20 protein-coding genes are annotated in these 18,148 nt (G+C 49.1%); all 20 read left to right on the forward strand.

What is annotated here, in order from left to right; all coding sequences use genetic code 11:
* Window positions 1-17: 17 nt before the first annotated feature.
* The gene (gene cobA, locus RSK81_RS02490; RefSeq protein ID WP_002911810.1) at window positions 18-1,457 is read left to right on the forward strand and encodes a uroporphyrinogen-III C-methyltransferase; all 1,440 of its coding nucleotides are present in this window, start codon (window positions 18-20) and stop codon (window positions 1,455-1,457) included.
* A gap of 13 nt (window positions 1,458-1,470) precedes the next feature.
* The gene (locus tag RSK81_RS02495; protein ID WP_032913363.1) at window positions 1,471-2,238 is read left to right on the forward strand and encodes a sirohydrochlorin cobaltochelatase; all 768 of its coding nucleotides are present in this window, start codon (window positions 1,471-1,473) and stop codon (window positions 2,236-2,238) included.
* A 9-nt stretch (window positions 2,239-2,247) separates the two neighbouring features.
* Window positions 2,248-2,949 carry a cobalt-factor II C(20)-methyltransferase gene (locus RSK81_RS02500; RefSeq protein ID WP_002911812.1) on the forward strand — a complete coding sequence of 234 codons (702 nt, stop codon included), beginning with the start codon at window positions 2,248-2,250 and terminating at the stop codon, window positions 2,947-2,949.
* A 69-nt stretch (window positions 2,950-3,018) separates the two neighbouring features.
* A complete protein-coding gene (locus RSK81_RS02505; protein ID WP_002898257.1) occupies window positions 3,019-3,753 on the forward strand; it encodes an energy-coupling factor ABC transporter permease in 735 nt (244 codons plus the stop codon).
* Window positions 3,750-4,055: an energy-coupling factor ABC transporter substrate-binding protein gene (locus RSK81_RS02510; RefSeq protein ID WP_002911813.1), complete on the forward strand. Its 306-nt coding sequence runs from the start codon at window positions 3,750-3,752 to the stop codon at window positions 4,053-4,055. Before RSK81_RS02505 ends, RSK81_RS02510 begins: the two co-directional genes overlap by 4 nt.
* Before the next feature lie 115 nt (window positions 4,056-4,170).
* On the forward strand, window positions 4,171-4,845 hold the full coding sequence (locus RSK81_RS02515) for a CbiQ family ECF transporter T component (RefSeq protein ID WP_002911814.1): 675 nt from the start codon (window positions 4,171-4,173) through the stop codon (window positions 4,843-4,845).
* Between the two features lie 62 nt (window positions 4,846-4,907).
* Window positions 4,908-5,723 (forward strand): energy-coupling factor ABC transporter ATP-binding protein, encoded by an 816-nt coding sequence (locus tag RSK81_RS02520; protein ID WP_002911815.1) that lies wholly within the window; start codon window positions 4,908-4,910, stop codon window positions 5,721-5,723.
* Complete coding sequence (locus tag RSK81_RS02525) at window positions 5,708-7,207, forward strand: cobyric acid synthase (protein ID WP_002911816.1); 1,500 nt, start codon at window positions 5,708-5,710, stop codon at window positions 7,205-7,207. The genes RSK81_RS02520 and RSK81_RS02525 overlap by 16 nt, the downstream gene beginning before the upstream one ends.
* Window positions 7,204-7,779: a cob(I)yrinic acid a,c-diamide adenosyltransferase gene (locus RSK81_RS02530; protein ID WP_002898252.1), complete on the forward strand. Its 576-nt coding sequence runs from the start codon at window positions 7,204-7,206 to the stop codon at window positions 7,777-7,779. Before RSK81_RS02525 ends, RSK81_RS02530 begins: the two co-directional genes overlap by 4 nt.
* Before the next feature lie 11 nt (window positions 7,780-7,790).
* Entirely contained in the window at window positions 7,791-8,222 is a 432-nt protein-coding gene (locus tag RSK81_RS02535) for a bifunctional precorrin-2 dehydrogenase/sirohydrochlorin ferrochelatase (protein WP_002911817.1), read from the forward strand.
* Window positions 8,223-8,237: 15 nt separating this feature from the next.
* On the forward strand, window positions 8,238-9,491 hold the full coding sequence (hemA, locus tag RSK81_RS02540; RefSeq protein WP_002911818.1) for a glutamyl-tRNA reductase: 1,254 nt from the start codon (window positions 8,238-8,240) through the stop codon (window positions 9,489-9,491).
* Window positions 9,478-10,398, forward strand: coding sequence for a hydroxymethylbilane synthase (hemC, locus tag RSK81_RS02545; RefSeq protein WP_002911819.1), 921 nt, complete (start codon window positions 9,478-9,480; stop codon window positions 10,396-10,398). Before hemA ends, hemC begins: the two co-directional genes overlap by 14 nt.
* A complete protein-coding gene (locus tag RSK81_RS02550; protein WP_002911821.1) occupies window positions 10,383-11,108 on the forward strand; it encodes a uroporphyrinogen-III synthase in 726 nt (241 codons plus the stop codon). The genes hemC and RSK81_RS02550 overlap by 16 nt, the downstream gene beginning before the upstream one ends.
* A complete protein-coding gene (gene hemB / locus RSK81_RS02555; RefSeq protein ID WP_002911822.1) occupies window positions 11,095-12,066 on the forward strand; it encodes a porphobilinogen synthase in 972 nt (323 codons plus the stop codon). Before RSK81_RS02550 ends, hemB begins: the two co-directional genes overlap by 14 nt.
* 43 nt (window positions 12,067-12,109) lie before the next feature.
* Window positions 12,110-13,408 (forward strand): glutamate-1-semialdehyde 2,1-aminomutase, encoded by a 1,299-nt coding sequence (gene hemL / locus RSK81_RS02560; protein ID WP_002911824.1) that lies wholly within the window; start codon window positions 12,110-12,112, stop codon window positions 13,406-13,408.
* On the forward strand, window positions 13,401-13,985 hold the full coding sequence (gene cobU / locus RSK81_RS02565; protein ID WP_002911825.1) for a bifunctional adenosylcobinamide kinase/adenosylcobinamide-phosphate guanylyltransferase: 585 nt from the start codon (window positions 13,401-13,403) through the stop codon (window positions 13,983-13,985). The genes hemL and cobU overlap by 8 nt, the downstream gene beginning before the upstream one ends.
* The gene (cobS, locus tag RSK81_RS02570; RefSeq protein ID WP_002911826.1) at window positions 13,982-14,710 is read left to right on the forward strand and encodes an adenosylcobinamide-GDP ribazoletransferase; all 729 of its coding nucleotides are present in this window, start codon (window positions 13,982-13,984) and stop codon (window positions 14,708-14,710) included. The genes cobU and cobS overlap by 4 nt, the downstream gene beginning before the upstream one ends.
* Window positions 14,707-15,279 carry a histidine phosphatase family protein gene (locus RSK81_RS02575; protein ID WP_002911827.1) on the forward strand — a complete coding sequence of 191 codons (573 nt, stop codon included), beginning with the start codon at window positions 14,707-14,709 and terminating at the stop codon, window positions 15,277-15,279. Before cobS ends, RSK81_RS02575 begins: the two co-directional genes overlap by 4 nt.
* A 51-nt stretch (window positions 15,280-15,330) precedes the next feature.
* Window positions 15,331-16,434 carry an NADH-dependent flavin oxidoreductase gene (locus RSK81_RS02580; RefSeq protein ID WP_002911829.1) on the forward strand — a complete coding sequence of 368 codons (1,104 nt, stop codon included), beginning with the start codon at window positions 15,331-15,333 and terminating at the stop codon, window positions 16,432-16,434.
* A gap of 116 nt (window positions 16,435-16,550) precedes the next feature.
* Window positions 16,551-18,146, forward strand: a complete 1,596-nt coding sequence (locus RSK81_RS02585; protein WP_002911830.1) for an ABC transporter substrate-binding protein — start codon at window positions 16,551-16,553, stop codon at window positions 18,144-18,146.
* Window positions 18,147-18,148: the final 2 nt, after the last annotated feature.

Here is an 18,148-nt window from a genome sequence, read left to right on the forward strand (position 1 = left end):
TAATAAAAGGAGAAAAAATGTCCGGTTTAGTAACATTACTGGGAGCAGGTCCAGGCGATGCGGAGCTGTTGACCCTCAAAGGCAAGAGACGGCTTCAAGAAGCAGATGTCTTAGTCTTTGATCGCTTGGTCAATCAAGAGCTCTTTCAGCATCTAAAGTCTGACTGCGAAAAGATAGATGTCGGTAAAAAGCCAGGCCAGCCCTGCATCCGACAGGAAGAGATTGAAAAGATTCTTATCGAAAAAGCCCGTCAGGGTAAACGAGTAGTCCGCCTCAAGAGCGGTGATCCCTATATCTTTGGCCGAGGCGGAGAAGAAGGAGTCAAGCTGGTGGAAGCTGGCGTGGACTTTGAAGTGGTGCCAGGTATCACCTCTGCTGTGGCAGGTCTGACCTATGCAGGGATTCCTATGACTTATCGGGATGTAGCGACTAGCTTCCATGTCTTTACAGCCCATCTCAAGGATGAGACAGAAATGCTCAACTGGGAAGCAATTTCTGAGCTCAAAGGAACCTTGGTCTTCCTCATGGGCATGAAAAATCTGCCTTCCATCGTCCAAGAGCTGACGGCTAGAGGCTATAGCAAGGACAAGCCAGCCGCCATCGTTGAATGGGGAACCCATCCTCAACAGCGCTCGGTGGACGGAACCTTGGGCAACATCGTAGAACTAGCAGAAGCTGCGGACTTTAAAGCACCTAGTGTCATCGTGGTAGGTGATGTCGTAGCCTATAGACAGCAGCTAAATTTCCATGAGAATCTGCCGCTTTTCGGCCGTAAAATCTTCATCCAGCAATCAGAGACTGGCAGACTTCCTCGTTTGCTCAGGGATGCTGGAGCTGCGCTGACCACTTTCCCTGCTCGAGATTTGGTTGAAGAGTTAGACTTGCAGCTGCCGGACTTGGAGCAAGTAGACGGTCTCCTCTTTGCAGACATGCAGAGCTGGCCGCTCTTCTTGAAAGCCCTCCGCAAGGCAGGCAAAGACTTGCGCAGTCTGCCGCACATCCGCTTTGCGGCTATTGGTCATCATACGGCTAAGTCTATCGAAGCGAGCGGCATTGTGCTGGATCGGATGACGCCTCAGCAGTCGGATGCGGATTTTGCAGCTGCTCTTGAAAAAGAAGGCGGCAACTGGTATATTCTGACAGCTGAGCATAAGAAAGCCAGTCTGGCAGAACTCTATTCGCTGCCGATTATTGCTAGCCACAGGCTGGCCTTTGACAGTCAGATTAGCAGTGACAATTGGTCAGAGATTGAAGTTGTCTGTCTTCCGAATTCTGCTGCGGCCATGAACTTTGTAGCAGCAAGTCAAGAAGCGGGATTTGACTGGAAGGAAGTTCCTATCGTTGTCATGGGTGCCAGCACACGGGCTGTTTTAGAGGAAGCAGGCTTTAGCAAGATTGTTGAGACAGATGAAGCGACCATCGCTTCCATCATCGATAAATGCCGGGAAATTCTCTGAAAGGATGCAGGTCATGAGTAAAGCTATAGTAGTAGTCAGTTTCGGAACGACCTATCCCGAGACCAGACGCAAAACAATCGAGGCTTGTGAGCAGGCTATTCAGGAACATTTTCCAGACTATCCAGTCCACCGAGCTTTTACCTCAAATGTTGTTAGACGGCGGATTAAGAAGCAGGAAGGGCTAGATATTCCTACGGTCAAAGAGGTTTTGGAGCAGCTCTTGGAAGTGGGCACTGAAGAGGCCTATATCCAGCCTCTCCATGTCATTTTGGGCAGCGAGTACGAAAAAATTCTCGCCCAAGCCAAAGAGTTTGAATCAGCTTTTAAAAAGCTATTCGTTGCCAAGCCTCTGCTCAATAGTCAGGAAGACTATGAGGCCGTCAAGGATATTCTGCTGGAACGGTATGGCCATGAGGGTCAGGATGCAGCAACAGTTTTGATGGGCCATGGCAGTCAGCATTATGCCTTTACAGCTTATGCAGCCTTGGATCATATGATGAAGGGAAGTTCAGTCTATATCGGATGTGTAGAGAGCTATCCTCCGGTTGAGCTGATTGAGCAGGAACTGAAGAAAGAGGGCGTCCGAGAAGTGCATCTGGCACCTTTCATGCTGGTAGCAGGCGACCACGCGACCAATGATATGAGCTCAGATGAGGAAGGTTCTTGGTATCACTTCTTCAAGGAGCGGGGATATGAGGTTAAGGCTCACCTAGTCGGTCTGGGTGAATATCCTGAGGTTCAGCAGCTCTACATCCAGCATTTAGAAGAAATCATTGAATAGGAGGAAGGAATGGCAAAATTTTACGGAATTGGTGTAGGACCGGGTGATAGCGAGCTAGTCACTGTCAAGGCCAGTCGGCTTTTGGAAGACTTAGATATTCTCTATACACCGGAGGCTAAGAAGGGGAGCAAGAGCTTTGCATTAGGCATTGCAGAACCCTACCTAAAAGAGCATCTGGAAATCAAGCAGCGGCATTTCCCTATGGTTCGTTCCAATTCGACCAAAGAAGTCCAGTGGCAGGCCATCTCTGCCGAAATCGCAGAGGATGTCAAGTCTGGCAAGAATGTCGGCTTTATCACACTGGGGGATCCCATGGTCTACAGTACGTACAGCTATCTGCTCGCCCTGCTGGAAAAGGAAATCGACTGTCAGACCATCCCTGGTATCACCTCTTTCTGCAGCATGGCTTCTGAGTTAGGTCAGCCCCTGACCATGGATGAGGAGTCTCTGGCGGTCATGCCGGCTACGGCTTCTGCTGAGAAGATTGAGGCGGCGCTTGAGCTACATGACTCGATTGTGATCATGAAGGTGGCTAATCACCTGGATACTGTCCTGCCCCTGCTCGAAAAGCTCGGCCTCTTGCAGCAGACTTTTATGGTTAGCAATTCTTCAACGGATAAGCAGCAGACTCTGCTGGGCCTCGAAGGAATCACACCAGAAACCAAGCTGCCTTATTTTACTACCTTCCTCGTGAAAAAGAAGATTTTTTAATATCAGAGCCCATGTTCATGGATAGGCATTCATCCTTTTGAGCTTAGGTTCTTAGTAAAGGAAAAAAATATGAAACTATTGAAAAATAAAAAAGTAACTTTTGTGGCCTTGTTGGCTATTTTGGCGGTACTGAGTACCCAGTCTGTGTCAGCTATGCATATCATGGAAGGCTATCTTCCACTCTTTTGGTGTATCTTCTGGTTCGCCGTATTCCTGCCTTTCTTTGTGGTCGGCTTGATGCGCATCAAGAAAATCGTTGCAGAGGATCCAAATTCCAAGACCATGCTAGCCTTGTCCGGTGCCTTTATCTTTATCCTGTCTTCTTTGAAGATTCCGTCTGTTACAGGATCTAGCTCGCATCCGACTGGGGTTGGTCTGGGGACAGCTATGTTTGGTCCGTCCGTTATCAGCGTTTTGGGAACCATCTGTTTGCTCTTCCAAGCCCTCCTCTTGGCTCATGGCGGCTTGACTACTCTGGGTGCCAATGCATTCTCAATGGCAGTGGTTGGTCCATTTGTCGGTTATTTTGTCTATAAGTTTGCTAAATCCATCAAGCTGTCTACACCGGTATCTATCTTTATCTGTGCGGTGATTGCGGACTTGGCGACTTATGCGACAACTTCTATCCAGCTCGGTTTAGTCTTCCCAGATGCTAACAGCGGTTTTGTTGGTTCTGCATTGAAATTCATGGGTGTCTTCTTGACCACTCAAATCCCGATTGCTATCGTAGAAGGATTGCTGACAGTTGTCCTCTATAACTTGATCTCAGAAAATATCAAAGAAAGAGCAGGTCTGTTCAAATGAAAAAATATAAGAATATCATCTTAATCTTGGCTGCAGTAGCAGTCACTCTAGCTGCCTTTATCTTTGCCCCTAAGGGTGTGGAATACAGTGGAACAGATGACGCTGCTGAAAAAACCATTAGCTCTATCCAAAAGGACTATGAGCCTTGGTTTTCACCAATCTTTGAGCCAGCAGGTCCGGAAGTAGAAAGTCTGCTCTTCACCCTGCAAGGCAGTATCGGAGCGGGTATCATCTTCTATGTCATTGGCTACCACAAAGGGAAGAAACAAGGCCAACAAAAAGAAGTTTCTGAACATAAATAAAAGTCTTCAACAGTAAGAGCGAGCTCTGGTTCCTGATAGCAATTAAGTTGTCTGGAACCGGAGTTGCTCTTTGCTGGAAGCTTCGTAAAACATAGCTAGAAAGGAGGGTCTCCTCATGTTTGCGATTGATAAATACGCCTATCAAAATCGGCTAAAAAATCTGCCGGTTGCTTATAAATTTGTCATTTATGTGCTCTTGTTAGCTGTTAGCTTTTCTGGTGTCAGGAGTCTGCAGCTAGGACTCATTATCTTGGTGGCGCCTTTGACTTGCTATGTGGCTCGGCTTCCTTGGTTGCGCTATCTCAAGTGGCATCTGCACGCCAGTATCTTTATCCTGATTAGTCTCTTGACCTTTGTCTTGACCTATCAGAATAGTCAGGAACAGCTCTTGCTGGCCTTTCCTTTAGGTCAAGGTTATCTGGGCATCAGCCAATCCTCTGTTCAGCAGACTATTTTTATCCTCTTGCGCATCTATTCATCCTTGGTTTCGACTTATTTCTTTGTCCTGACAGTGCCTTTTGCTCAGATGCTGCGGCTTTTTAAAGCCATGCACATACCGCGGGTACTGCTAGACTTGATTGTCCTCATGTATCGCTTTATTTTCCTGGTCTTCTATGAGTTTGTGACCATTCGGGATACCTTGGACTTGAAATTCTCCTTTTACAATAAAAGGAAGCAACACCAGGCTTGGGGCAGATTAGCCAATACTCTCTTTGTCAAGCTGCTGGATGATAATCAGCATTTAAATGAGGTGCTGACGCTAAGATTTGATGCGGAGCACAGTGAGTAATGGAAGCGCATTTACAAGAAGACAGTTTTTATACTATAATGGAAAGTAGATAGGAAACTCAGATGTTACAAGTAAAGAATATTTCCTTTGCGTATGACGAAAATCCAACGTTGCACGATATTTCTATGGACTTTGAAGAAGGCCGGATTACCGGCATTCTGGGGGTTAACGGCTCAGGTAAGTCTACCATCATGAAAATCATCACCCGCCTGCTCAAACCGCAGAAGGGCAGCATTTTATATGATGGTCAGCCTGTAGGCGACTCTAAGAAGGCTTTGTTCCAGTATCGGCAGCATGTCAATATGGTCTTTCAGAATCCAGAGCAGCAGCTCTTTTATACCATTGTGAAGGACGATATTGGCATGGCCTTGGAAAATTTAGGCTATGAAGAAGACGAGATAGCGAGCAGAGTAACGACGGCTTTAGAGATGATGGACATTTCCCATCTGCAGGACAGACCCTTGCAGTATCTGAGCTATGGCCAGAAAAAACGGGTGGCTATTGCCGGCATGCTGGCCCTGCAGCCCAAGTATTTGCTGCTTGATGAGCCTACGGCAGGACTGGATCCAAAAGGGCGGGATCAGATGGCTGCGACCATGAAAAAGCTAGTTCAGGCTGGAACCAACATCATCGTATCCAGCCATGACATGGATCTGATGTATGATTGCTGTGACTATGCCTATCTGCTGCAGAAGGGGCATTTGATAGCGGAGGGCAGCAAGTTTGATTTCTTCCAGCAGGGAGATCTGCTAGTAGAGGCAGGCTTGGCTGTACCTTGGATTGTCAAGCTTCATCAGACTATCCAGACGCCACTGGCAGAAAATGAAGCTGCTTTCTTTGAGCAGCTAGGAGGAAATGGAACATGGTCAAATCATTGATGGTACAGGGGACTGCCTCAGATGCTGGAAAAAGCATTATTGCGGCGGGCCTCTGTCGGATTTTTAAGCAGGATGGCCTAGAAGTGGTGCCTTTTAAGTCGCAGAATATGGCGCTTAATTCCTTTATTACCAAAAAAGGAGATGAAATGGGCCGGGCTCAGGTCGTTCAGGCCGAGGCAGCTGGCAAAGAGCCGGATGTCCGCATGAATCCAGTCCTGCTCAAGCCCACGTCTGACCGCAAGTCCCAGGTTGTCTTTTTAGGCCGGGTGCTGCGGGATATGGATGCCGTCGAATACCATGAATACAAGCAGCAACTCCTGCCTAAGATTAAGGAAGTCTATGAGGAGTTAGGTGCTGAGAATGATATCATCGTCATTGAGGGCGCTGGCAGTCCAGCTGAAATCAATCTCAATGACCGAGATATTGTCAATATGGGCATGGCCAAGCTGGTCGATGCGCCAGTGATTTTAGTGGCGGATATTGATAAGGGAGGTGTCTTTGCCTCTATCTACGGAACAATTGAGCTTATGCCGCCTGAGGACCGCAAGCGAATCAAGGGTGTTATTATCAATAAATTCCGCGGCGATGTGGCCTTGCTGCAGTCTGGTATTGACATGATTGAGGAGCTGACTCAGGTGCCAGTTATCGGAGTCGTGCCTTATGCCCAGCTGGATATTGACAGCGAAGACAGCGTCGCATTGGTGCAGAAAAGCCGGCGCTTTGATAGCAGAAAGAGTCTGGATATCGCAGTTGTCAGCCTCAAGCGCCTGTCCAACTTTACGGATTTCCACAGTTTAGAAATCCAGCCGGATGTTTCTGTCCGCTATGTTCAGCCTGGTGATGCAATCGGTCGGCCAGATCTCTTGATTTTGCCGGGCAGCAAAAACACCATCGAAGACATGAACTATCTGCGTGAGTCTGGCCTTGAAGCCGAGATTCTCGAGTGTCTGGAGCAGGGTGTGTCAATCTTTGGTATCTGCGGCGGCTATCAGCTGCTGGGGCAGAAGATTAGTGACCCGCTGCACCTAGAGTCTGACTTAGAAGAGATTGGCGGGCTGGGTATTTTAGAGACAGAGACGGTGCTTCAGCCGGTCAAGAGGACGACTCAGGTCAGAGCCCTGCATGAGGGGCAAGAGCTAGAGGGTTACGAGATTCACATGGGGGAAACCCAGCTGGCGGATAGTCTGGAGGCATTTTCCATCATCAAGGAGCAAAATGGTGAAGCGACTGAACGTCTAGATGGAGCAGTGGCTTATGGCGGGCAGGTACAAGGGACCTACCTTCATGGGGTCTTTGACAATCTAGAATGGACTCGCCAGTATCTAAATGAACTTCGTCTGGCTAAGGGCTTAGAGCCACTAGAGGACCAGCTTGTTAGTATCAAAGACTTTAAAGACAGAGAGTATGATAAGTTGGCAGACGTCCTGCGCCAGTCTTTGGACATGGAGCAAATTTATCAAATCATCAACAGAGAAGAAAAATGAGAATTTATACGAAATACGGAGACAAAGGGTTTACTCGGCTCTATGGTGGGGATCGAGTATCCAAGACCCATATTCGGGTCGAAGCTTATGGAACGATGGATGAGCTATGCTCTCATCTAGGCTATGTCGTATCTGAGATGCGCGACTATCCCATCTTGGATGACCTGCGTCTGGAATGCGAGGAAATCCAGCAGCATCTATTTGACTGTGGCAGCGATTTGGCGACACCGAGGGAATTGCGCCCCTACAAGCAAGAGCCAGCCAATGTCAGCTGGCTGGAGGAGCGGATGGATGAATATATGCATATTCCTCCGAAAATCGACCGCTTTATCATTCCGGGCGGCCATCGGATTGCCAGTCTCCTGCATGTGGCCCGCACCATGACCAGACGTCTGGAGCGCCGTATGGTAGCTGTTATAGAGGCAGAAGAAGCAGTCAATGAGATCGGCTTGATCTATATCAACCGCCTGTCGGATTACTTTTTTGTGCTGGCTCGCTTGGTCAATGACCGTCTAGAGGAGCCGGATACAGTCTACAAACGCAGCGCGAAAATCTTTCGGGAAAAGAAATAGGAGAAGCTAGCATGTATCCAGTCATGATTAATATCAGAGAGAAGAAAGTCGTGGTAGTGGGAGGCGGCAAGGTCGCAGCGCGGAAGATTAAGACCCTGTTGGCTGAGCAGGCTGCTGTGACAGTGGTCAGTCCGACTCTGCATGCTGACATTCCGCAGGCGGAGGTCCAGTGGCTAGCTAGATCCTACCAGACAGGTGATTTGGAAGGCGCGAAGCTGGTCTTTGCCTGTACAGATCAGGAGGAAGTCAACCGTCAGATTATGGAGGAGGCGGCACCCAGTCAGCTGGTGAACAATACGGGCGACAAGACCTTCTCTGACTTTTACAATGTAGCCATTGCGCGAAAGAAGGACGTATCTGTCATGATCTCGACCAATGGTCTCTCGCCTAGTCGCTCCAAGGAGATTCGCAAGAAGATAGAAGCAATTTTAGACCAACTTTAAAAGAAGGAAAGAAGCATGCACCTATTATATGTGGGTTTGACCCATCGGGAAACGCCGCTGACAATTTTGGAAAAAGCGCATTTTTCAGATCAGGAGAGGCTCAAAGCTCTGAAGCTCCTGAAAAGAGAAAAAAGTATCTTGGAAAATATTATTCTGTCCACCTGCAATCGGACCGAGCTCTATCTAGTGGTGGACCAGCTACACACTGGCCGCTACTATTCCAAGCATTTTTTGGCAGACTGGTTTCAAATTCCTGTCAAGGAGCTTGAAGAGTATTTAGTCTTTCGTGAGGGGGATGAGGCCTTGCGGCATCTGCTGCGGGTCTCTATTGGACTTGAGTCAAAGATTGTCGGTGAAAGCCAGGTCTTGGGCCAGCTCAAGCAGGCTTTTCTGACGGCGCAAGATGCTGGTACGACGGGCATTGTCCTCAATCAGGCTTTCAAGCAGGCGCTGACCTTTGCCAAGCGCATGCATGATTCTTATCGGATTAATGATCGGCCCATTTCCATCGGACTGACGGCTATTCAAGAATTGGACCGACTGGGGCTAGATTACAGTACTAAAAAGGTAGCTGTTATCGGTTTGGGAGAGATTGGTCAGCTGGTGACCAAGTATGCTCTGCAGCGGCCATTCGAATCTGTCATGCTGCTCAACCGGACGGTCAGCAAGGCCCAGCCTTTTCTGACAGAAGACAGGGTATCTGCCCATGGCTGGGATGAATTGGAAGCGGTGCTGGCGGATGCGGATGTGGTTTTTTCGGCAGTTAAAACGGAAGAATACATTATCTTTCCCTCCATGCTTAAGGCGGATGCGGTCGTGTTTGACCTCTGTCTGCCGCGTTCTTGCCATCCGAGCTCGTCTCTGAAGCTCTATAATATCGAAAATCTAACCAATCAACTGGAGCAATACAAAGCGGAGCGGCAGGAGATTGCCGGTCGAATTGCTTTGGAGATTGATGAGGAGCTGGTCGAGTTTGCTGACTGGCGTCAGCAGCTAGGCATTATTCCTCTGATTCAGGAAATCAGAGATAAGGCTTTGGAAGCTCAAGCTTCGGCTATGGAAAGCCTTAATCGCAAGATTCCGGATTTGACCGAGCGGGAGCAGAAGCAGATTTCCAAACATATGAAGAGTATTATCAACCAAGTCTTGAAGGAGCCAATCTTGCAGCTCAAAGAGCTGTCAGTCGGAGAGCATTCAGACTATGACATTGCCTTGATTGCCAAGATATTTGGCTTGCACAGAGAAAGGGGAAAAGATGAAGGTCATTAAGGTAGGAACCCGCAAGAGTAAGCTGGCCATGACCCAGACCCAACAGTTAGTGGACCAGCTCAAGGCGCTCCATCCAGAGCGGGATTTTGTCCTCGTTCCCTATACCACAAAAGGAGATCGCTTGACCCATGTTAGCCTCCAGGAAATTGGCGGCAAGGGAGTCTTTGTAAAGGAAATCGAGCGGGCTCTCTTGGCTGGTGAGATTGATATGGCGGTCCACAGTCTCAAGGACATGCCGGCTAAGCTAGCTGAGGGCTGTGCACTCGGTGCGATTAGTCAACGAGAAGATGTTCGGGATTGCTTGATTTTCCGTCAAGCTGGCCAGAAATTGGCTGACCTGCCTGAGGGCGCTCTTATAGGAACCAGCAGCATTCGCCGACAGGTTCAATTGCAGGCTCAGAGACCGGATTTGGCTTTTAAGCCACTGAGGGGCAACATTGATACACGCATCAAGAAGCTGGAAGAGGGAGAATACGACGCCATTGTCTTGGCTATGGCTGGACTTAAACGCTTGGGCTGGCTGGATCAAAGCCGTCTTCACATTCAGCCTTTAGAGACCAGTCTTTGCCTGCCAGCTATTTCTCAGGGAGCTTTGGCAGTGGAATGCCGGGAAGAGGATGAGGAACTGCGGCAATTGTTGGCAACTGTTCAGGATGATAAGACAGCTGCTGAAGTAGCAGTTGAGAGGGCAGTTTTGGCTCAGATGAATGCAGACTGTACCTTCCCTATCGCTGCTTTTGCCCAGAAAAAAGGTCAGGCCTATCAGCTAGAGGCCATGCTGGCCAAGGAGGACGGCCAATGTGTCTTTGTCAGCCTTCAAGGGCAGGATGGTCAAGAATTGGCAGAGCAGGCTGTGCGCCAGTTAGCCGATAAGGGAGCAGTAGGAATGCCATGGTTAAAAAAATAATCTTTACCAGAGAGCAGGCGCCAGACTCTACTTGGCTAGAAGAAATCAGACGGGCTGGATTTGAGACGCATCATGTCCCTCTCATTCGCTGTCAGTCTCTACCCTTGCCTGAAGCTGTCCAAGCAATTCTGTCAGAAGCTGACTGGGTCTTTTTTGCCAGTGCTGTCGCAGTGGAGGCTTTCAGTCCCTATCTTCAAGCTGACTACCAGATTGCGACCATTGGGCCGCAGACCAGTCAGGCGCTGGACAAGCTAGGCCGAGACTGTGATTTTCAGGCCAGCAGCCACTATGGTCTTGACTTTATTCAGGAGTGGCTGGATTTGGCTCTGCCGACGCAGAAGATTTTGCTGCCCCAGAGCAGCTTGTCCAATCCCAGTCTGGCTGAGAAATTAAAAGAAGCAGGTCATGAGGTTTGGTCTTGGCCTATGTACGAAACGACCTCAAATCCAGCTGGTCAGGACCAGCTTGAGACCTATCTGTCCCAAGAGGATGTGATTTGGACCTTTGCCAGTCCATCGGCTTGGCAGAGTTTTTGTGCTATTAAGCCCCATCTAGCGTCCAGCCATCAGATTGCAGTGATTGGCCAGACAACTGCTCAGGCGGTTAAGGAGTCCGGCTATGGGGTAGATTACCAGCCCCAGAGTCCTTCTGTTGAGGAAATGGTCAAGGAAATAATCAAGAAAGAAGAGAAGAAGCATGGAATTTTATAGACATCGCAGGCTGAGGAGAGGCAGCGGTCTGCGGCAGCTGGTTAGAGAAACCAAGCTGTCTGTGGATGACTTTATCCAACCCTTGTTTGTCAAGGAAGGCTTGACTGAAAAACAAGAAGTTGCCTCCATGCCGGGAGTTTATCAGTTCTCCCTAGAGGATTTGCTGCCAGAAGTTCAGGAATGTGTGGACTTAGGCATTCGAGCTGTTATCGTCTTTGGCATTCCGTCAGAAAAGGACGAAATAGGCAGTCAGGCTTCAGCTGAAAATGGCATTGTCCAAGAAGCTATCCGTCTAATCAAGAAGCATTTCCCTGAGACGGTCGTCATTGCAGACACCTGTCTCTGTGAGTTTACCAGTCACGGTCATTGCGGCATTTTGCGAGGGGAGGAAGTAGACAATGATCTGTCTCTGACTAGACTGACAGAAGTAGCTGTCAGCCAAGCCAGGGCTGGAGCAGATGTCATTGCGCCTTCCAATGCCATGGACGGTTTTGTGGCGGCTATTCGTCAGGGGCTTGATGCGGCGGGGTTTGAAGAGATTCCGATCATGTCCTATGCCATTAAGTTTGCCTCTAGCTTTTATGGGCCTTTCCGAGATGCAGGCGAGAGTGCTCCGGCCTTTGGCGACCGCAAGACCTATCAGATGGATCCGGCCAATCGCTTGGAGGCTTTGAGAGAAGCCAAGAGCGATGAGGAGCAGGGAGCAGACTTTCTCATGGTTAAGCCGGCTCTGGCCTTTCTGGATATCCTCAGAGAGCTGCGCCAGGAAACCCGGTTGCCTTTGGTGACCTATAATGTCAGTGGAGAATACGCCATGGTCAAGGCAGCAGCTCAGCAGGGCTGGATCAATGAAAAAGCCATTGTCATGGAAACCTTGACCAGTATGAAGCGGGCTGGTGCAGACTTGATTATCACTTATTTTGCCAAGGATGCAGCCGGCTATCTGAAAGAAGGATAGAGACTGTGGAAAATCAGCAGTTTTCTAGATAAGGAGGACCAACTTGAAGAGAGAACATTCCAACCAATATTTCACAGAGGCTCAACAGCTCTTTCCAGGCGGAGTCAACAGTCCTGTCAGGGCTTTTAAGGCTGTGGGCGGCCATCCGCTTTTTATCGAAAAAGCCAGCGGAGCCTATCTGCATGATGTCGATGGCAACCGCTATATTGACTACGTTCTGTCTTGGGGGCCTATGATTTTGGGGCATGCTCCTAAGGATGTGTTACCAGCAGTTGAGGAAGCTATTTGGGAGGGAACCAGCTTTGGTGCTCCGAGTCCTAGAGAAATTGCCCTCGGCCAGCTGGTGCAGGAGCGCCTGCCTTTCATGGAAAGAATGCGGATGGTCAATTCGGGAACGGAAGCGACCATGAGCGCCATTCGGGTAGCGCGTGGAGTGACCAAGCGCTCTAAAATTGTCAAATTTATCGGCTGCTATCACGGCCACAGCGATTCCTTTTTGGTTCAGGCTGGTTCAGGCTTGGCCAGCTTTGGGATTGCAGATTCTGCTGGAGTCATTGCTCAGGTAGCTGGGGAAACTCTGGCTTTACCTTACAATGACACAGATGCTCTCAAGGATTGCTTTGAAAAGCACGGAGACGACATTGCCTGTGTCATTTTAGAAGCAGTTGCGGGTAATATGGGCTTGATTCCAGCGGATGCGGATTTTATCAGTACTATTCGTTCCCTCACTCAGGAATACGGCTCTCTCTTCATCGTGGACGAGGTCATGAGTGGTTTCCGAGCTCATTATCAGGGGGCAGTTGGCCTCTATCAGACAGAGCCGGATCTGGTCTGCTTGGGCAAGGTTATCGGTGGTGGCTTCCCCGTCGCAGCCTTTGGCGGCAAGGCCGTTTATATGGATCAGGTAGCGCCCCTAGGCAGCATCTACCAGGCTGGTACCCTGTCGGGCAATCCAGTTGCCATGACGGCTGGTTATGAAACGCTGAAACAGCTGACACCTGAGCTCTTTGCTGAGATTGAAGAGAAAACAAGCTACCTCTGTGATGGCTTGCGAAATCTTGCAGACAAGTACAGCATTGATCTGCAAGTCGTATCAAAAGGGACCATGTTTGGCTTCTTCTTCAGTCAGAAGCCAGTCCGTAACTTTGAGGATTCTAAGGCGGCTGACCATGCTCAGTTTGCACGATTGCACGGTCTCTTGCTGGAAGAGGGCATTTATCTGGCGCCATCTCAGTATGAAACCAATTTTATGTCCAGTGCTCATACTAGAGCGGATCTAGACCAGACCTTGGCTGCCTTTGAGCAGGCATTTCAAGAAATGAAAGAAGAAGCAAATGGCTAAGATTGTGTTAGTGACAGGCGGTGCCAGAAGTGGCAAGTCGGCATTTGCCGAGGATCAGTTAGCTGACCGAGAGGAAGTCTGCTACATTGCGACCGGCCTGCCCCGAGGAGAGGATCCAGAATGGCAGGAGAGGATTCGGCTGCACCAAGAACGCCGGCCGGCTTCCTGGACAACTCAGGAACAGTATGCAGGGCTGGCGGACTGGCTGCGAGAACAGTCGCATCCAGTTTACCTGCTGGATTGTGCCACCCTTCTGACCAGCAATCGCCTCTTTGATTTAATTGCCCAGCATTATCCAGACAAGCTGGAGCTGACCGAGGAATATTTTCTCAGTCGGCAGGAGCAGTCTTTCCTGCTGCAGCTCTTGGAAGAAGAATGGGAAGAGCTCCTATCTGCAATCCATCAGACTGATGCTGAGTGCTGGATTGTAACGGACGAAGTTGGACTGGGCATTGTCCCAGAGACCAGACTAGGACGCTTTTTCCGTGATGTGCAGGGCAAGATTAACCAACTGATTGCAAAGGAGGCGAGTGAGGCTTATCTGGTTATCTGTGGCCTCGCTCAGCAGCTGAAATGATAAAGGCATTGATTATCTATACCCAATTTTTTAGCCGGATTGTGATTCCAAAGGCAGTGGATATCTCCTATCTGCGACGGGGACTTCCTTTTCTGACCCTCTTTGGTCTCTTGCTGGGTTTGATTTCAGGTGGATTTTATTTCCTAATGAGTCTAGTCTTACCAGGAATGGTTGCTTGGGTTCTGACCCTTGCTTTCGATGTTCTGCTGACAGGTGGCTTTCACTTGGACGCTTTAGCGGATACGGCGGATGGGCTCTTCTCCTCTCGTAAGAAGGAGCTGATGCTGGAGATTATGAAGGACAGCCGGATTGGCAGCAATGGCGTTCTGGCGCTCATTCTCTACTATGCTTTGATGCTGGTTCTCTATCCTTATCTGCCAGAGCCTCGCTGGTTTATCGTGGCTAGTCTGTCCATGATTGGCAAGGCCGGTTTGAGCCTACAGCTTTACCGGATGACCTATGCTAGAGAAGGCGGCGGCTCGGGAAATTTCTTCAGCGGCAGCAAGACGAGTCATATCCTGCTTGCCCAACTTTTGCCTTTGCTCCTGTCTCTGCTAGTTTTCAGCTGGAGAGGCCTCTTGGCTTATGGCTTAGTATTTTTGGGAGCAATCGGCTATCGCCAGTTCGTTTATAATAAAATTGACGGCCACACAGGCGATACGCTAGGGGCCTATGTCGAAATTGCCCAGCTCCTCTATCTCTTGGGATTGGTGGTGCTAGGATGAAAAGATGGTATCTAATGCGGCATGGTCAGACAGACTACAACCGCAGGCGCTGTTTCTACGGTAGCCATGATGTCTCTATCAACGGGGAAGGCCAAGCGGATGCTAGGCAGCTGGCGCTACTGATGCAGGAGCGCACGGTTGATGTGATTTACACCAGTAGTCTCAAGCGGACGCAGGAAACAGCCCAACTGGCTTTTCCAGACAGGCAAGTCCAGCCCATAGCTGACTTTGACGAGCGGGGCTTTGGACAATGGGAAGGCTTGACAGCTGATGAGATTCAGGCAGCCTTTCCAGAAGTCTGGCAGGCTTGGCTGGAAGCTCCCTTTGAGGTCACGCCTCCTGAGGCAGAAGTTTTCTCAGACTTTCAGACCAGAGTCTGGGCAGCAACAGACCGCCTGCTAGATAGTACTGATGAGTCAATCGCTCTAGTTTCTCATTTGGGAGTCCTTCGCTTGATTTACCAGCATTTGGTTGATGGAGAGGCTGTTTTTTGGAACATTGATGTCTCCCAGGGACGAGTGCTGCTCTTGGAAGAGCGGGACCAGACTTGGCAGGCGACCTTACTCTAAGGTTTTATTATTAAAAAACAGCATGATTTATCTTGGGAAAGAGGTGACCAGATGAATACACAGATTCAGGATAAATTTACTTTTAAAAATGGTCAGACCATGCGCAATCGCGTTGTCTTGGCTCCTATGACCATCTGTGCTAGTGAGCCCGGTGGCTATGTATCTCAGGCAGATATCGACTTTTTTGCCCGCCGCTCTAGGTCGGTTGGCATGGTCATTACTGGCAGTACCTATGTCCATCCTCTGGGCAAGTCCTTTGCGGAGAGCTTCAGCGGCGCCGAGGATGATAAGATTGAGGGGCTTAGCCGTCTGGCCAAGGCCATCAAGGACCAAGGGGCTCTAGCTATTGTGCAGCTCTATCATGGTGGTCGTATGGTTCTGCCTGATTTGATTGACGGTCAGCCAGTAGCACCCAGCGCTGTCAAGGCTCCGCGCGATTATTTGGCAGAGCCGAGGGCGCTCAAGAACGCTGAAGTGGAGCAGGTGATAGAGGACTTTCTGTCAGCTATCAGACGAGCCATTCAGGCTGGATTTGACGGAGTCGAGCTTCATGGCGCCAATACCTATCTGATCCAGCAGTTTGTCTCTCCCCATTCCAATGTCCGTCAGGACAAGTGGGGCGGCAGCCTTAACAACCGCCTGCGCTTTCCAAAGACCTTGCTGAAAAGAGCCAAGCAACTAGTCAAAGAAGAGGCTGACCGCCCCTTCCTGATTGGCTACCGCTTTTCTCCGGAAGAGATTGAAGAGCCAGGTATCCAGCTTTATGATACCCTGCAGTTGCTGGAGCAGCTCATTTATCATCAGGTGGACTATCTGCATATTTCGACCTCTGATGTCTGGCGCTCGTCTATCAGAGATTCTCAGGACTCGGAGCCAGTGATTGAAAAAATTATCAGAAAAATTAATGATAGAGTGCCCCTGATTGGTGTCGGTCAGATAGAGACCAAGCAGGATGCTCAGCGAGTATTGGATGCGGGGATTCCGCTCTTTGCCCTCGGCAAGGCTCTGCTCCTAGACCCAGACTGGACGGAAAAAGTTGTCTCTGGCCGGGAGTCAGAAGTCATCCGAGCTTATCGGGATGAGATGCAGGCTGACCTGGCTTTGCCAACTGCCTTTGTCGAAGATGCCAGAAGCTATCTGGAAGGAAAAGATTAAGACAAGCAAATCCCCAAGGAGGAAAGAGAATGAGCAATCACTTGTTTTTCACTCGTTTGCTCTCTCATCTTCAGGACATAGAACCACCTTAGACAGAGAGCGAAGCGTATTTAGATTTGACTAGGACAGACCGTCTTAAAGTAGTTTACAAAATAGAAAAGGAATTTGAATATTTTATGAAACATTTTAAAAAAATAATGGCTCTAGCCTTGGCAGGCCTAGCCCTAGCCTCCTGTGTAAACCCTAGCAAAACCAGTGAGCCTACTGGCGATAGTGGCAGCAAGACTGTAACCATCGGCTATACCCAGTTTCCAGCAAATGTGGATCCAGCAGCGGAATACAATGGTTGGTTCACGGTCCGTTACGGAGTGGGAGAAACCCTCTTCAAGATGGATGACAAACTCCAAGTAAAACCTTGGCTGGCTGAGAAAATCGAAGCAGTCTCAGACCTAGAGTGGAAAATCACCCTCAAGGATAAGGTGACCTTCCAAAATGGTGAAAAAATGACCGGTGAAAAGGTCAAAGCCTCTCTGGAACGCTTGATTAAGACAAGCGAGCGGGCAGCATCAGATATGGGCATTGACAGCATATCTGCAGAGGGTCAAACTGTGACCATCAAGACAAAGGCTGTGCAACCGATCATGGCGAATCTCTTGGCAGAGCCATACTCCGCCATTGTCGATACGACTGGCAAGAGCGCATCTGATAAGGCTCCTGTCGGAACTGGACCTTACATGGTGATCAAGTACACTCCTGAGAGCGGAGCAGAACTCAAGGCTTATGACGACTACTGGGATGGCAAGCCAAAAGTTGCTAATCTGAAAATCAAATACTTCTCTGATCCGACAGCTATTTCTGCAGCCCTCAAGTCTAAGGAAGTTGATGCCGTCTATGGTCTGCCTTATGCAAATCTAAGTACTTATGCTTCCGATAAGAACTACAAAATTTCTGAAGTAGAAGGTTCCCGCTACCTAGCTTACTACTATAACTTTGAAAATCCTTACGTAGCAGATGACAAGTTCCGTCAGGCTTTAGATACCTTGGTAGACAAGAAGACCTACTCTGAATCCCTCTTTAAAGGCTCAGCTGTGCCAGCTGTTGGCCCTTTCCCTACTGGCTTTGCCTTTGCCCTGCAAAAGAGCGTCCATGAATTTAACGTAGAAAAAGCTAAAAAACTCTTGGATGAAGCTGGCTACAAGGATACTGACGGCGATGGCTACCGTGAAAAAGACGGTCAAAAAGTCAGCATTGAGCTGCTGTCCTTTACTCGTCTGCCTGAAATGCCGCTGGCTGTAGAAGCAAGCCAACAACAACTCAAGGAAGTCGGAATCGAAGCGACTATTAAGAAAGTTGAAGTCAGTGCCGTTGCCAGTGAAAAGGACTATGCCTTCACACCTTACGCGGTGGTAGCAGCTCCTATCGGTGATCCATATGCCTTCTTCAACAGTGCCGTTAAGACCAATGGTACAGCCAATATCGGTCACTACAGCAACCCAGAAGCAGACAAGAAAATCGAAGAGTTAGCGACTGAAACTGATCCAGCTAAGCGCAATCAGCTCAGCAAGGAAATCCAAGAAATCATGGACAAAGACTACGGCTTTACCATTATCGGCTTCTTCAAGGTCGCTCTGGTAATGGACAAGTCCGTCTCTGGTTTGGAATCCCATCCAACAGACTACTACCATGTCAGCAACAAACTATCAAAGGAATAAAA

The organism is Streptococcus sp. DTU_2020_1000888_1_SI_GRL_NUU_041A (genome assembly GCF_032387735.1).
Lineage (GTDB): Bacteria > Bacillota > Bacilli > Lactobacillales > Streptococcaceae > Streptococcus > Streptococcus sanguinis.

Bases quoted from the DNA above. Each gene is read 5' to 3' on its own strand.
- cobA (WP_002911810.1), top strand. From the start codon at position 18: ATGTCCGGTTTAGTAACATTACTGGGAGCAGGTCCAGGCGATGCGGAG.
- RSK81_RS02495 (WP_032913363.1), top strand. From the start codon at position 1,471: ATGAGTAAAGCTATAGTAGTAGTCAGTTTCGGAACGACCTATCCCGAG.
- RSK81_RS02500 (WP_002911812.1), top strand. From the start codon at position 2,248: ATGGCAAAATTTTACGGAATTGGTGTAGGACCGGGTGATAGCGAGCTA.
- RSK81_RS02505 (WP_002898257.1), top strand. From the start codon at position 3,019: ATGAAACTATTGAAAAATAAAAAAGTAACTTTTGTGGCCTTGTTGGCT.
- RSK81_RS02510 (WP_002911813.1), top strand. From the start codon at position 3,750: ATGAAAAAATATAAGAATATCATCTTAATCTTGGCTGCAGTAGCAGTC.
- RSK81_RS02515 (WP_002911814.1), top strand. From the start codon at position 4,171: ATGTTTGCGATTGATAAATACGCCTATCAAAATCGGCTAAAAAATCTG.
- RSK81_RS02520 (WP_002911815.1), top strand. From the start codon at position 4,908: ATGTTACAAGTAAAGAATATTTCCTTTGCGTATGACGAAAATCCAACG.
- RSK81_RS02525 (WP_002911816.1), top strand. From the start codon at position 5,708: ATGGTCAAATCATTGATGGTACAGGGGACTGCCTCAGATGCTGGAAAA.
- RSK81_RS02530 (WP_002898252.1), top strand. From the start codon at position 7,204: ATGAGAATTTATACGAAATACGGAGACAAAGGGTTTACTCGGCTCTAT.
- RSK81_RS02535 (WP_002911817.1), top strand. From the start codon at position 7,791: ATGTATCCAGTCATGATTAATATCAGAGAGAAGAAAGTCGTGGTAGTG.
- hemA (WP_002911818.1), top strand. From the start codon at position 8,238: ATGCACCTATTATATGTGGGTTTGACCCATCGGGAAACGCCGCTGACA.
- hemC (WP_002911819.1), top strand. From the start codon at position 9,478: ATGAAGGTCATTAAGGTAGGAACCCGCAAGAGTAAGCTGGCCATGACC.
- RSK81_RS02550 (WP_002911821.1), top strand. From the start codon at position 10,383: ATGGTTAAAAAAATAATCTTTACCAGAGAGCAGGCGCCAGACTCTACT.
- hemB (WP_002911822.1), top strand. From the start codon at position 11,095: ATGGAATTTTATAGACATCGCAGGCTGAGGAGAGGCAGCGGTCTGCGG.
- cobU (WP_002911825.1), top strand. From the start codon at position 13,401: ATGGCTAAGATTGTGTTAGTGACAGGCGGTGCCAGAAGTGGCAAGTCG.
- cobS (WP_002911826.1), top strand. From the start codon at position 13,982: ATGATAAAGGCATTGATTATCTATACCCAATTTTTTAGCCGGATTGTG.
- RSK81_RS02575 (WP_002911827.1), top strand. From the start codon at position 14,707: ATGAAAAGATGGTATCTAATGCGGCATGGTCAGACAGACTACAACCGC.
- RSK81_RS02580 (WP_002911829.1), top strand. From the start codon at position 15,331: ATGAATACACAGATTCAGGATAAATTTACTTTTAAAAATGGTCAGACC.